The sequence below is a fragment of the Arthrobacter sp. UYP6 genome, assembly GCF_040547315.1.
Lineage (GTDB): Bacteria > Actinomycetota > Actinomycetes > Actinomycetales > Micrococcaceae > Arthrobacter_B.
This window is the reverse complement of the sequence record NZ_JBEPPM010000016.1, coordinates 42,800-56,911: the sequence shown is the minus strand read 5'-3', so window position 1 is coordinate 56,911 and position 14,112 is coordinate 42,800. Positions and strand designations below refer to the sequence as shown.

10 protein-coding genes are annotated in these 14,112 nt (G+C 65.4%); 2 read left to right on the top strand and 8 right to left on the bottom strand.

Features of this window, described 5'->3' with window-relative positions; translation table 11 throughout:
- The gene (locus ABIB35_RS13875; RefSeq protein WP_354182317.1) at window positions 1-1,977 is read right to left on the bottom strand and encodes an APC family permease; all 1,977 of its coding nucleotides are present in this window, start codon (window positions 1,975-1,977) and stop codon (window positions 1-3) included.
- Between the two features lie 119 nt (window positions 1,978-2,096).
- Complete coding sequence (locus ABIB35_RS13870) at window positions 2,097-2,648, bottom strand: GNAT family N-acetyltransferase (protein WP_354182316.1); 552 nt, start codon at window positions 2,646-2,648, stop codon at window positions 2,097-2,099.
- Between the two features lie 92 nt (window positions 2,649-2,740).
- On the opposite strand from ABIB35_RS13870, the gene ABIB35_RS13865 reads away from it, so the two are divergent.
- Together ABIB35_RS13865 and ABIB35_RS13860 are read left to right on the top strand one after the other, a co-directional pair.
- Window positions 2,741-4,168 (top strand): M20/M25/M40 family metallo-hydrolase, encoded by a 1,428-nt coding sequence (locus tag ABIB35_RS13865; RefSeq protein ID WP_354182315.1) that lies wholly within the window; start codon window positions 2,741-2,743, stop codon window positions 4,166-4,168.
- Window positions 4,165-5,685, top strand: a complete 1,521-nt coding sequence (locus tag ABIB35_RS13860) for an MFS transporter (protein WP_354182314.1) — start codon at window positions 4,165-4,167, stop codon at window positions 5,683-5,685. The genes ABIB35_RS13865 and ABIB35_RS13860 overlap by 4 nt, the downstream gene beginning before the upstream one ends.
- A gap of 27 nt (window positions 5,686-5,712) precedes the next feature.
- Here the strand turns inward: ABIB35_RS13860 and ABIB35_RS13855 are convergent, their stop codons facing one another.
- The 6 genes from ABIB35_RS13855 to ABIB35_RS13830 form a co-directional block, all read right to left on the bottom strand.
- Complete coding sequence (locus ABIB35_RS13855) at window positions 5,713-6,624, bottom strand: oxidoreductase (RefSeq protein ID WP_354182312.1); 912 nt, start codon at window positions 6,622-6,624, stop codon at window positions 5,713-5,715.
- Between the two features lie 43 nt (window positions 6,625-6,667).
- Window positions 6,668-7,135: a MarR family winged helix-turn-helix transcriptional regulator gene (locus ABIB35_RS13850; protein ID WP_354182310.1), complete on the bottom strand. Its 468-nt coding sequence runs from the start codon at window positions 7,133-7,135 to the stop codon at window positions 6,668-6,670.
- 9 nt (window positions 7,136-7,144) lie between these two features.
- Window positions 7,145-8,254, bottom strand: coding sequence for an LLM class flavin-dependent oxidoreductase (locus ABIB35_RS13845; RefSeq protein WP_354182308.1), 1,110 nt, complete (start codon window positions 8,252-8,254; stop codon window positions 7,145-7,147).
- A 104-nt stretch (window positions 8,255-8,358) separates the two neighbouring features.
- Window positions 8,359-9,150 carry a hypothetical protein gene (locus tag ABIB35_RS13840; protein ID WP_354182306.1) on the bottom strand — a complete coding sequence of 264 codons (792 nt, stop codon included), beginning with the start codon at window positions 9,148-9,150 and terminating at the stop codon, window positions 8,359-8,361.
- Between the two features lie 109 nt (window positions 9,151-9,259).
- Entirely contained in the window at window positions 9,260-12,409 is a 3,150-nt protein-coding gene (locus tag ABIB35_RS13835; protein WP_354182305.1) for an efflux RND transporter permease subunit, read from the bottom strand.
- Window positions 12,410-12,567: 158 nt separating this feature from the next.
- Window positions 12,568-14,064, bottom strand: coding sequence for a malate:quinone oxidoreductase (locus ABIB35_RS13830; RefSeq protein WP_354182304.1), 1,497 nt, complete (start codon window positions 14,062-14,064; stop codon window positions 12,568-12,570).
- Window positions 14,065-14,112: the final 48 nt, after the last annotated feature.

Genomic DNA, 14,112 nt, shown 5'->3' with positions numbered 1-14,112 from the left:
TCAGCCGACGTGGACCCAGGGGCGCCGGCTGACATCGGGTTCGGCTTCGCGCAGCACCTCGCGGGTAACGGGGGCAATCTCGCCTTCGCCCAGGAACAGGAACCGCAGGAGGTTGGTGACAGGATTGCCCTCGGTCCAGCGGAAGTAGATGTGCGGCATCAGGCCCGTGACATCGCGGATGTGCAGGAGCACCGCGGCGATCGTATTGGGCACCACCGGGCCGTGGACTTCCAGGATCCGGTAGCCGTGCCTGATAACGCCGCGTATTTCCAGTGCCGTTTCGAAGTCGGAGGAATCGTCGACGGTCACCTCCAGGAAGAGGGCCCGCTGGTTCACGGGCAGGTGGCTGACCTCGATTGCGGAGGCGAGCTTCTCCCGGTAGGCCTCCGGAGTGAGCCGCAGGGGTTCGTGGGAAATGATGCCCAGGCGCCCGTCCTGAACATCGGACACGAACTCCAGGGCTTGCTCGTCCAAATGGACATCCGTGGCGTGCAATTCAAAGGAGCGCCGGATCCGGGACAGCAGGGAGATCGCGATGATGCCGGCAATGAAGACGGCAGCAATCCGGATGCCTTCGGGGCGTTCGAAGACGTTCGCGATCGTGGTGTAAATGAACACGACGGCGATGATCCCGAAGCCCACGGTGCGTTTGCGCTGCTTCGACCGCCGAGCGGAGAGGGTCACCGCCACGGAGGCGGAGGTCATCAGGACCAGCACGCCGGTGGCGTAGGCACCGCCCTGGGCATCGACGTCGGCGTCAAAGAGGAAGGTGATCAGGAACCCTACAAGGGTGAACACCAGCACCAGGGGCCGGACGGCTTTGGCCCAGCCCGGGGCCATGCCGTAGCGGGGGAGATACCTGGGCACCAGGTTCAGCAGCCCGGCCATGGCCGATGCGCCGGCGAACCAGAGGATGGCGATGGTACTGATGTCATAAACGGAGCCGAAGCCCGCACCGAGGTATTCATGCGCCAGGAAGGCCAGGGCACGGCCGTTGGCCTGGCCTCCGGGTTGGAACTCCTGCTCCGGAATCAGCACCACGGTGATGAAGCTGGTGGTGATCAGGAACGAACTCATGATCACGGCGGCGGTGGTCAGCAACCTCCGGGCGCCCTTGATCCGGCCGACGGGGTTGTCCTCGGTGTCGGTGGGGTAGCCCTTGATCTGGGGCATGACGGCAACCCCGGTCTCGAAGCCGGACAGGCCCAGCGCCAGTTTGGGAAAGACGAGCAGGGCGATCCCAGCCACCATGAACGGGTTCCCGTGCGAGGTGGACAGGGCTTCCCACCAGTTCCCGACGGCAAGGGGGTGGGTGAAGACCTCGACCAGGGTCACAGCCACCACCACGACGTTCAGGGCCAGATACACGGCCACGAGGGCGACGGCGACGCCGATGGCTTCCGTGAAGCCGCGCAGAAACACCGCGGCGAGCAGCGCCAGCAGGAACAGAGTGACGAGGACGTTCTGCCCCTGCAGCCATCCGGGGGCCAGGGGGTTCTGGATGGCATGCGCGGTGGCGTCCGCGGCGGACAGAGTCATGGTGATCATGAAGTCCGTGGCGGCGAATCCCAGCAGCACCAGGACAAAAAGTTTCCCGCCCCAGCGCGGCAGCAGCCGCTCCAGCATGGCGATGGACCCTTCACCGTGGGAGCTCTCACCGGCTACCCGGCGGTAGACCGGCAATGCGCCGAGCAGCGTGACGGCCACGAGCACCAGCGTGGCGAGCGGGGAAATCACTCCGGCGGCCAGGGCCGCGATAGCCGGCTGGTAGCCCAAAGTGGAGAAGTAGTCCACGCCGGTTAGGCACATGACCTGCCACCAAGAGTGTTTTTTCAGCCGGGGGTGGCTCACCGCGCCCGGGCCAAGGTGGGTGCCCTTGCTGTCCTGCAGCCCGAAGAGCAGCCACGTCCTCAGCGCTGCCTTGGCCCCGGCGTTGGGTGCCGACGGTTCTGCCGGCGGCCTGCTGAACTTTGCCAACTCTGCCTCTCCGTCAACTCTGCCTCTCCGCGAAGCGCACCACGACCTACGGCGAACTTAGCACCGGCACTGAGACTCCGGGAGGGGCAGCCGTTCTGCACGCCGTGGACCGCGACGAGTCACAGGTTCCGGCTGTGGCGGCGCTCTGACACGGGTGGATCAAACCGGGTGTCCTGCAGGGTTCCGCCGTCGTCCAGCCAGCCCCGTTTGGTGTAAAAATCAATGGCCCTTCTATTGGTTGCTTCGACCCACAGGAAGGCCCTGCTGTATCCCAGCGACGTGAGCTTGTCTTCCGCAGCGGCAAACAGGGCCGAACCGACACCCTGCGCCCAAAAGTCCGGATGCACATTGATCGCATACAGCTGACCTGTTGCCGAACCTGTTTCCGGGGTGGTGTCCGAACCCGAACCGGCAGTGCGTTCGGCCGGCCCAAAAATACAGAACCCGGCAACCTCACCGCCTGATTGCGCCACCAGGTGGAAGATTCCAGGCCCGGGCTCAAGAATGTTCCGCCGCCAGCCTCTGCCGTATGCCTGAAGATCCAGCCCGTCCAGATATTCGTCGGACATCACTCCCCGGTAGGCGGCCCGCCACGCGGAAATATGGGTATCGGCCAACCGGGGCGCATCGCCTTCGACCGGGGGGCGGACAAGGACGGTGGAACTGGTCATTTTTCCTCCTAAAGCGCGACGACGGCTGCGGCATACGGCAGACGCAAGGCTACCTCGAACGCGCGTCCTGTGATGCCCGCTACACTCTGGGCATGCATCTCACATCTTCAGCAGCCCGCGCGCGCGAAACCGGGCCCGGCCAGGCGCTGGCGGTCGGCACCACAGCGGCACCCAAACTTTCCCGGCTGATCAGCTATCAAACCGTCTCCTCCCGGGACCCGGGTCAGGTCCGCATCGAAGAGTTCGACGGTTTCATTGATGCCCTGCCCGAACTGTTTCCGCTGGTCCACCGGCGGCTGTCACTGGAACGGGTGAATGGCTTCGGCCTGCTGTACCGCTGGCAGGGCTCGCAGGCGCAGGACGACGCCGGGAACGAGGACGGCGCGACGGTTCCAGCCCCGCTGGTCCTGATGGCACACTATGACGTGGTGCCGGTGGAGGACCCGGCGTCATGGACGCACCCGCCCTTCTCCGGTGCGATTGCGGACGGTCGGATTTGGGGGAGGGGAACCCTGGATGACAAGGGATCACTCACCGCAATCCTGGAAGCGGCGGAACAGCTGCTGGCGGAGGACTTTGTTCCGGCACGGGACGTCTACCTGTCGTTCGGGAACAACGAGGAAACCGCCGGCGACACCGCCGAGGCCGCCGCCGCCCTGCTGGAAAGCCGTGGGATCCGCCCCTGGCTGGTCCTTGATGAAGGCGGCGCCGTGGCCACGCAGGCCTTTCCCTTCGTAGACCGGCCGGTGGCGGTGGTGGGAGTGTCGGAAAAGGGCATCCTGGACGTGGAACTGTCCACCGAGGACGCCGGCGGACACGCCTCAACCCCGAACCGCCGCGGAGCCACCGCCAGGCTCGCCCGGGCCGTCACCCGACTGGACGCCAACCCGCTGCCCGCCGTACTGCCGGACCCCACCGTGGAGATGATCGGACGCCTGGCCTCCTCGGCCCGTTTTCCGGCACGCCTGGTCTTCGGCAACCTGCGGATCTTCCGGCGTCCGCTGACGAAGATGCTGGCGCGGATGGGCGGCGAGCCCGGCGCCCTGACCCGCACCACCGTGGCCATCACACAGCTGCAGGGCAGCAAGGCCTCCAACGTCATCGCGTCCCGGGCCACGGCCAACGCCAACATCAGAGTTGCGGTCGGTGAGAGCGTCGCCGGCACGGTGAAGAAGCTGGAGCGGATCATCAATGATCCTTCCGTCTCGCTGCGCGTGGTGGAAGGCAACGAACCGTCACCAATCTCGGCCACGGACAACGCCCAGTTCACCCTGCTGGAGCGGAGTATCACCGCGGTGTTCCCGGATGCCGTGACCGCTCCGTACATCATGCTCGGCGGCACCGACTCGCGCCGCTTCACCGGAATCTGCGACGCCGTGTACCGCTTCGCTCCGTTCCGGATGGGCCGGCAGGACCGGGCGAACATCCACGCGGACAACGAGTGTCTGGGCATCGAAACCTTCGGCGAGGGAATTCTCTTCTACGCCCGCCTGCTGCGCGGCTTGGGAGCGGGGCAGTGAAGCCGGCCGCCGAGGTCGGGCGCCGCAGCCTGCGCTCGCTGGGACCCGTGGTGCTTTTCCTTGCGCTGGTGGAAATCACCTCCGGGATCCTGCAGGGCTACTACACGCCCATCCTCACCGACATTGCACGGAACCTGGGGATCAACGACGGCGACGTCAACTGGTTCGAGGCCGCCCAGCTGATGCTCAGCGCGCTCGCCGTTCCCGTGCTGGCCAAACTGGGCGACATCTACGGGCACAAACGGATCCTGCTGGTTTCCACCGTGCTAACCGCGGCGGCGTCCTGGGGCGTCGCCTTCGCGCCGGACTTCTGGACCTTCCTGGCTGCATGGTCACTTCAGGGCTTCTACGTGGTCTGGCTGCCGCTGGAAATCGCACTCATTTTCAGCCGCGCCTCCACCGCTCCCGGCGGAGCTGCCCTGACCCGCAAGGCCGCAGGGCTGCTGGTGGGTGCCCTGCAGTTCGGCGTCATCGCCGGTGCGCTGGCCGCGGGCGCCCTTGTTGAGGTCTTCGCCGGCCGCCTGCAGCTGACGCTGATGATCCCGGCGGTGGCCGTAACGCTGTGCATTGTCGCCGTGCAGTTTGGTGTTCCGGACACCACCGAGCGGGCAGGCGGCATCCTGGACGGCAGGGGATTCCTGCTGCTGGCCTTCGGGCTGCTGCTCATCACCTCCGGCCTGAGCTTCCTGCGCATCAACGGTCCGGGCACCTGGTGGGTCTGGGGTGTCCTGCTGGCAGGGGTGGCGGCCTTTGTGCCGTTTATCCGCTGGGAACTGGGCCGGACGGATCCGCTGGTGGACTTCCGCATGCTGCGGGATTCGGCCATGTGGCCGGTGCAGCTCACCGCCGGGCTGTTCGGCATCTCGGTGCTCGGCGCGCAGGCCCCCATGTCCACCTTCGCCCGCACGGACCGGCAGGTGCACGGCTATGGGCTGGGCCTGGATGCGGGGGACGTCTCGATCATCATCGGCTCCTATGTCCTGTCCGTGCTGGTGGGAGCGCTGTTGTTCCCGATGGTGTCCCGGTACCTCACTCCGCGGCTGACCCTGTGCGGAGCAGCGGCGCTGGTGGGTTTCGGCTACCTGTTGTTCCTGCCCTTCCACAACACGCTGGCCCAGACCCTGACCAACATGATCGTGGCCGGCCTGGGCTCGGGGGCGCTGGTGGCGGCGCTGCCCTCCGCAGCGGCCGCCGCAGCGCCGCGCAACCGCACCGGGATGGCAACCGGACTGACGAACACCACCAAGACCATTGGCGGGTCCTTTGCCTCAGCTATCTTCGGCATTGCATTGCTTAGTGCTGCAACGGATGCCGTGGCGGACGGGGTCCAGGCCGCGGGAACTGCTGCACCGCTCTCGGGCTACCTGGTGGTTTGGAGTGTGTGCTCGGTGACCGGTTTCATTGCCGCCGCCCTGTTGCTCTTGGTGCCGCGGCTGGCGTTCGCGGATCCACCGCTCACGGCGGCGGATCCCGGAGTTTCCGTTCCGCCGGACGGACGACCGGGCGCAAAGGGCTAGTTCTCTCGGTGCAGTTACTCGGTGCAGCTAATCGAGCCCGGCGAACCGGACCCCGGTGAGCTCGGTGCTGATGTCCCAGAGACGGCGGGCGGTTTCGGGATCCGACGCCTGTGGGGCAGGGGTTACGAGCGCCGGCCTGCCGCGGAGCTGGCCCGGACCGCCCGGTCCGTAAAATTCTCCGCCCCGGACCTCGAGTGCGGTGGCGGCATAAAGCGTGGGCAATGCTCCGGATGCTCCGCTTTGGCCCAGCAGGCGGAAGAAGGCACCCAGGACGTCCAGGGTGGCCGGATGGTTCATTCCGGCGGTGAGGTTGGTGTTGGCAAACCCGGGATGGGCCGCCACGGCCAGTATCTTCTCTCCGTGTGCCGTAAGCCGGCGCTGAAACTCAAAAGTGAACAGCAGATTGGCCAGCTTGCTTTGGTTATACCGGTTCCACGGCCTGTAGCTGCGTTGAGCAGCCAGGTCCTCAAAATCGATCCGTCCGCCGCGGTGGGCCAGGCTGGACACGGTGACGACGCGCGGAGCCGGAGCCTGCCGCAGCGCCGGCAGCAACAGTCCGGTCAGGGCAAAGTGTCCCAAATGGTTGACTCCGAACTGGAGTTCAAAGCCGTCGGCTGTGGTGCGGTGCGGAGTCGCCATGACTCCGGCGTTGTTGATCAGCAGGTCCACCGGTTTTTCCTGCTCCGCGGCGAACCGCCGGATGGACGCCAGCGAGGCAAGATCCAGCTGCCGCAGATGAACGTTGTCGTTGCCGGTTTCGGTGCGGATCCGTTCCCGGGCGGCCGCGCCGCGCTGCCGATCCCGGCAGGCGAGTTCCACCCGGGCGCCTTTCGCGGCGAGGACGAGGGCGCTCTGCAGGCCCAGTCCGCTGTTGGCGCCGGTGACGACGGCGGTGGTCCCGGACAGGTCCGGGATGGCGTCGGTGCTGAAATCGTCCACGTGGCTCCCGCCGTCGTTCGGGTAGAAGGGCTGCGGTGAGGCCTTAGCTCTCGCTGGCGGCCAGACTGGCAAGCACCTTGTCGGTCAGCGATTTCAGTTCTGCCAGTTCGGCCTCGGTGAGCGCCGGTGAGAGCAGGTCGTAAATGCCGCGCACATGCGCCCGGCCCAGCCGCCGCTGCAGCGCAAGCCCCTCCTCGGTGAGGGAGAGTTCCACGCCCCGCTGGTCGTGCTGTGCGGGCCGGCGCTGAACCAGTCCCTTGGCTTCCATCCGCTCCACCATGCGGCTGAGGCTTGGCTGGCTGATCAGCAGGTGCTCATTGAGCTCGTTCAGGCGGATCCAGCCGGTGGGGCAGCGGGTGAGATTGAACAGGACATCGTACTCCCGCATGGACAGTTCCTTGAACGCCGGATCCCGCTGCAGTCGGCGCATCACCCCCACCTGGGTCCGGAAGAGGGACTCCCAGGCCTCGGCTGCCTGTCGAACGGGGGTGCTGCTGGTATCCAGGGACATACCTTTAGCCTACTGAAGAGAAGGGACGGCAGATGAACGTGACGAAATCTGAGCTGCAGCTACCCGTGCGGCATGAGTAGGGCCCTCGGGGACGTCAGCCGGGCGGCGGGAGTCAAACTCGCGGCGAAGTTCCGGCAGCACGTACTCGCCAAACAGGTCCAGCTGCTCCAGGACGGTCTTTAGAGGTAGGCCGGCATGGTCGATCAGGAACAGCTGGCGCTGGTAGTCGCCGAAGTATTCCTGGAAGGAAAGCGTCTTCTCGATGACTTCCTGCGGGCTGCCGACGGTGAGCGGGGTCTGCGCGGTGAAGTCTTCCATGGTGGGTCCGTGGCCGTAGACGGGAGCGTTATCGAAGTAGGGCCGGAACTCGTTGACGGCGTCCTGGGAGTTTTTGCGCATGAAGAACTGTCCGCCCAGGCCCACGATGGCCTGGTCGGCCCGGCCGTGGCCGTAGTGCTCGTAGCGTTCGCGGTAGAGGCTGATGAGCGCCATGTAGTGCTCCTTCGGCCAGAAGATGTTGTTGGCGAAGAAACCGTCACCAAAGTAGGCGGCGATTTCCGCCACCTGGGGCGTGCGGATGGAGCCGTGCCATACAAAGGGGGCAACGCCGTCGAGCGGGCGCGGGGTGGCCGTGAAATTGCGCAGCGGAGTGCGGAACTTACCCTCCCAGTTCACCGTGTCCTTGTCCCAGAGCTGGCGCAGCAGGTTGTAGTTTTCCACCGTCAGCTCCACCGAGTCCTGCATGTTCTTGCCGAACCAGGGATAGACGGGGGCGGTGTTGCCGCGGCCCAGAACCAGGTCCACGCGGCCGTCGGAAAGATGCTGAAGCATGGCGAAATCTTCGGCGATCTTCACCGGGTCATTGGTGGTGATCAGCGTGGTGGCCGTGGAGAGAATGATCCGCTCGGTCTGCGCGGCGATGTAGCCCAGCAGCGTGGTGGGGGAGGAGGCGTAGAACGGCGGATTGTGGTGCTCGCCGGTGGCGTACACATCCATGCCGATTTCTTCGACCTTCTTGGCGATGGCGACGGCGGCCTTGATCCGTTCGCCCTCGGTGGGGATCCGTCCGGTAACGGGATCGCGGGTGATGTCGCTGACGCTGAATACGCCGATCTGCATGGTGTCCTCCGATGTCGCTGGTGCAGCTACAAGTATATGCATTTGCATCTACATAGTGCGACAACGACGGGTCTCAGTGAATCATTCCCGGCGGCAGGAGACCCCTACTGTGGTTCCTGACCTCCGGGATGCACTCCCGACCACGTGGCGGCGCCGCCCGAGCCGGGGAAGACGATCCGCTTCATGGTGCCGTCCCCGACCGCCCGGTCAGCGGTGAAGTAGGACTGCAGATCGGGGACGGCGGGGTCGTAGGGCGCGTAGAGTCCCGGTGCCAGAGCAACCACCTGGTCGCCAGCGAGCCTGCCGGTGAACCAGGCTGCTACGCGGTAGTCCAGAGATGCGGCCTCCACCACCAAGGGGTAACCGGGATGGGCGGCGCCGGCTCCGTCCGCGGTGACAGGGGCAGGGGTCGCGGAGGATGCCGGGTTGCCCGTGCCGGACTCATAGGGCGCGCAGCGGGTCAGGAGCTCCGCGACGGAGTTTTTCCAGGTCTCGATGTTGACGTCCCAGGGAGAGCCGGGGTGATCAGTCAGCTGGATGGTGCTCTCCATGGGGGAGGCCAGCTCCACCAGTGCAGTCTCCATGTCCTGCGGGGCGTCCCGGGCTATGCCCTGGAGTTCGTCATTGAGGGTGCTGGCGGTCTCGGCGCTTCCCTCGAAGAGGCTCGTCCCGTCACCGATCTTGAGCAGATAGATGGCTTGATAGAGGGGGCCTTCACCGTTGGTCTCGAGCAGCTTGGAGCAGGTCTGCTCTTCGGAGTTCCGTGCCGCTGTTTCTGCGGCAGGCTGGGCAGTGGTCGGATCGGAGGCTGGCAGGCTTCCGGGATCCGCGGCTGCGGCGCCGCAGCCGGTGACGAACAGCAGGGCGATGGCAGGGACGGCGACGGTTTTTCTCATGGTTCCCCTGGGAGATGTAGACAGTCGTCCTACCCTAGCGGCTGGCCCGGGCGCCTGGGTGCCGGAACATGCCGGGATTCTGGCCCGGATGGTTCTACTGCCCAGGTGCTCAGGCCCGAGCCTCCCGGACCTCGGCGGCGTGATTCGCGGAGTGGCGGTGCCGGTTTGCCCGCTTCTCCCGGGAGCCTTCCACCAGCCGGTACAGGACCGGCACCAGGATCAGGGTCAGCACGGTGGAGGAAACCAGGCCGCCGATTACGACGATCGCCAGCGGCCGGGAAATGAACCCGCCCTCGCCGGTTACTCCCAGCGCCATGGGGGTGAGGGCAAAGACAGTAGCCAGCGCCGTCATCAGGATGGGCCGCAGTCGCTGCCGGGCACCGCGGGTGATGGCGTCCGCAACGTTCATGCCTGGCTGCCCGTTGTGCGGCCGCCGGTACTGGTTGATCAGGTCCACCAGCACAATGGCGTTGGTGACCACAATGCCCACCAGCATCAGCATGCCCACAAGGGACGGCAGCCCCAGCGGAACCCCGGTAATCAGCAGCAGCAGGATGGCGCCGGTGGCCGCAAAGGGTACGGATACCAGCAGGATCAGGGGCTGGATGAGGGACTTGAAGGTGGCCACCATGATCACGTAGACAATGGCGATCGCCGCCAGCAGGGCAAGCCCCAGCTGGGTAAAGGACTCGTTCTGCTGGGTGGCTGCGCCGGAGAGCGTGGCGGTCACGCTGGCCGGCAGGTCCAGTGTTGCCAGCTCGTTCTGGACCTCAGTAATGGCCGCGCCCAGGTTCTCTCCGGCCGGGGATACGGAGACGACGGCGGTGCGTTCACCTCCGGAGGAGGAGATCGACGTCGGCACATCCACTTCCTCAACCGTGGCCAGCGAGCTTAGCGGTACGGTGCCGGAGCCGGCCGGGACGGGAACCTGGCTGAGCTGCTCGACGCTGCTGATCTGGGTTCCTTCACCAATAAGCACGGGGAAGTCATCGGTGCCGATGCGGATTGTTCCGGCGGGCAGCGGGCTGAGCGTGGAGGCCACCAGGCCGGCAATCTGCTGTTCGTTCAGCCCGGCCGCCACCGCCTTGGCACGGTCAATCGAGACCTGGACCACGGGCGAGGAGGAGGACAGGTTGCTGGTGACTTCGCCGGCGGCTGGCAGCGAGGACATCGCCTCCAACACCTGCTCGGAGGCCGGCTGGAGTTCATTGGGATCCCCGGCGGACAGGCTGATGTCCACCGTGTTGGAGGTGCCGAAACCGCCGCCGGTGCTGCCCAGAGTGAGGTTCCCGGCGTCGTCGTCCAATGAATCCAGCTCGCTGCTGACGGTCTCCCGCAGCGCCACCTGGTCAACGCCCGGCTCGGTGATCACCGTGTAGGAGGCCACAGCGGATCCGCCGGAGGCAAAGGCGGCAAAGCCGGAACTGGAGGTGCCCATGGTGACCTGGACATCCTTGACACCGTCGGTGTTGCGCAGCACCTCCTCCACGTCCGCTGCCGCCGCAGACGTGGTTTCCAGCGAGGTGCCCGGAGGCATCTCCTGGCGCACGCTGAAGGTGTTCTGCCCGGTGTCGCCCAGGAGGTTGGTCTGCAGCAACGGGGTCATCGCCGCTGTTCCGGCCAGGACAATGAGGCCGGCCACCACGGTGAACACCGGATGCCGCTGGGTGGTGCGCAGGATCGGCACATACCCGCGCTGCAGGAAGGTTCTGGACTCTTTGGCTTCCGCTTCGGCGCGGTAGGCTGCAGGATCTGCGACCGGCCGGCCCGATTTCAGGAACCAGTACGCCAGCACCGGCACAATCGTCAGGGAGACCAGCAGCGAAGCCAGCAGCGCCAGGGAAGTGGTGATGGCGAACGGACGGAAAAGTTCGCCGGCCAGGCCTCCCACAAAGGCGATCGGGGCAAACACGGCCACGGTGGTCAGAGTGGAGGCGGTGATGGCACCAGCCACTTCGCGCACGGCGGTCAGGATGGCCGTGCGTTTGTCCGTGCCGTAGCCCAGATGCCGTTTGATGTTCTCGATCACCACAATCGAGTCATCCACCACCCGGCCAATGGCGATGGTAAGTGCGCCCAGGGTCAGGATGTTCAGCGAGTAGCCAAAGGCCAGGAGCCCAATAAAGGTCACCAGCAGGGACAGCGGAATGGAAACCGCGGTGACCAGGGTGGAGCGGACCGAGAGCAGGAACACCAGGATCACCAGGACGGCAAAGCCCAGGCCGAGGATGCCCTCGGTGGTCAGGTTGGAGATGGATTCCTCAATGAACGGCGCCTGGTCAAAGACTACGGTGAACGTGGCGCCGTCGCCCAGTTCGGCTTCCAGCGCCGGCAGCAGGTCCGTGACCTGATGCGAGATGCCCACCGTGTCACCGGCCGGAGTCTTGGTGATGGACACCGCCAGCGTGGGTTCTCCGTTGGTGCGGGTAATCGAGGTGTTCTCGTCTTCAACGATCTCCACCGAGGCGACGTCGCCAATGGTCACCGGATCCGCTGCGGCGTTGGTGCCGGTGCTGCGGGTGGACTCAACCGGCAGCGCGGAGACCTTCTCCACGCTGTCCAGCGGGCTGCCGATCTGGATGGGCAGGGTGCGGGTGTCTTCAGTGACGGTGCCGGCCGGTACCAGGGCGCCGCTGTTTTCCAGTGCCGAGGAAATGGCCGACGGCGTGACGCCCAGCGCGGCGAGGGCTGCCTCGTCGGGCAGGATGGAAATGCTGCGGGTGGATCCGCCGGTGACTTCAGCGGTTCGGACCCCTTCGATTTTTTGCAGCCGCGGAACGGTGAGCCGCTGCAGGTCGGCGTTCAGCTCGGCCAGCGGCTGATCCGAGGACACGGCCAGGTACACAATCGGGAAGTCGCTGATGCTGCCGGCCAGGGACTGCGGATTCGCGTCGTCGGGCAGCAGCTGCCGGGCATTGGAAATGGCACGGTCCACCTGGCCGCGGGCACGGTCCAGATCGGTTCCGTAGGCGAAGGTCAGGCTGATGGTGGAGATGGAGGCTCGTGAGGTGGCGGAGGAATCTTCCAGTCCTTCAACCGCTGTCAGCGCGCCCTCGAGCGGCTCACTGATCTGTTTGTCCACCACTTCCGGGGAGGCGCCGGGCAGGGCCGTGATTACGGTGATCTGCGGAAACTCCAGCGACGGAATGAGCTCCTGCTTCAGCGATCCCATGGAGATCACCCCGAAGACGGCAATGAACACCGTAATCAGGGCGATGAGCGCCCGGTTGGAGAGGGAAAACTTGGCCAAACGGTCCATGAGCCTGCCTTCGGAAGGGCTGAACTGACGTAGATCGGCGAAACATTTCCGGAGCAAAACTCAGTCCCGGCACTTAACGTTCGTTGGACCGGGCCGACCGGATGGGTCAGCCCGGTCCAACGGGTAAAAACTTTTGCGCGGTGAGGTGCGCCTGGGGATTAGTTCAGGCCCAGGACACGGTCAGTGTCGCGGGTGAGTTCTTCCAGCAGGGACTCGTTTTCGTTGAGCTTGACGCCGTAACCCGGGATCATGTCCTTGATCTTGGGCTCCCAGCCGCCGAACTCGCGCGGGAAGGAACGCTTGAGCAGGCTGATCATAATCGGGGTGGCGGTGGAAGCACCCGGAGAAGCACCCAGCAGGGCGCCGATGGAGCCGTCCGCGGCGGTGATCAGTTCGGTGCCGAACTGCAGCACGCCGCCCTTCTTCGGGTCCTTCTTGATGACCTGCACGCGCTGGCCGGCGGTAATGAGCTCCCAGCCTTCAGTCACCGCCTGGGGCATGAATTCCTTCAGCGCTTCGGTCTTGCCCTCGCGGGTCTTCATGACCTCGGTGACCAGGTACTTCACCAAAGACATGTTGTCCTTGGCGACGGCCAGCATCGGCACCAGGTTCCCCGGGCGCACCGAACCCGGCAGGTCCAGGAAGGATCCGGTCTTCAGGAACTTGGGTGAGAAACCACCATATGGGCCGAACAGCAGTGAACGCTTGCCGTCAACAAAGCGGGTGTCCAGGTGGGGAACGGACATGGGCGGCGCTCCCACGGAGGCCTGACCGTACACCTTGGCATTGTGGCGGGAGATGATCGACTCATCCGTGGAGCGCAGGAACTGACCTGAGACGGGGAACCCGCCGAAGCCCTTGCCCTCGGGGATGCCGGAAGCCTGCAGCAGGTGCAGGGCTCCGCCGCCGCCGCCAATGAAGACAAAGCGGGCGGAAACGGTGCGGGTCGCTCCACTGGCACGGTTCTTGACCTTGACATCCCAGCCGCCGCCGGAGGAGCGGGAAACGTTGCTGACCTCGTGGCCAAAGTTCATTTCCACGCCGTTGCTGCCCAGGTAGCCGGTGAGCTCGCGGGTCAGGGCGCCGAAGTCGACGTCGGTGCCGCCTACCACACGGGAGCCGGCGACGCGCTGCGCGGGATCGCGGCCCTCCATGATCAGAGGGGTCCATTCGGCCAGCGTGGAGTGGTCTTCGGAGAATTCCATCGACTTGAACAGCGGCTGCGCGCTCAGCGACTCGTAGCGGCGGCGCAGGTAATCGGAGTGAGCGTCACCCCAGACAAAGCTCATGTGCGGAAGCGGGTTGATGAAGCTGTTGGAGATGTGGCCGGATGAGACCATATGGGACCAGAACTGGCGCGACACCTGGAACTGCTCGTTGATGCCCACGGCCTTGGCCGGGTTAACGGAACCGTCGGCTGCAGCAGGGCTGTAGTTCAGTTCGCACAGCGCGGCGTGGCCGGTTCCAGCGTTATTCCAGGGGTCTGAGCTTTCCAGTCCGGCGCGGTCGAGGCGCTCAAACAGGGAAATATCCCAATCGGGCTGAAGCTGCTTCAGGAACGCCCCGAGGGTCGCGCTCATGATGCCGCCGCCGATCAGCAGTACATCGGTCTTTGTTGCGGACTTATCCGCCGGGCTATTAGCAGTCAACTTCATATCTCCAGTCGCGAGGGCGCTAGCCCTAGAAGCGTATCGCTCCCAGCG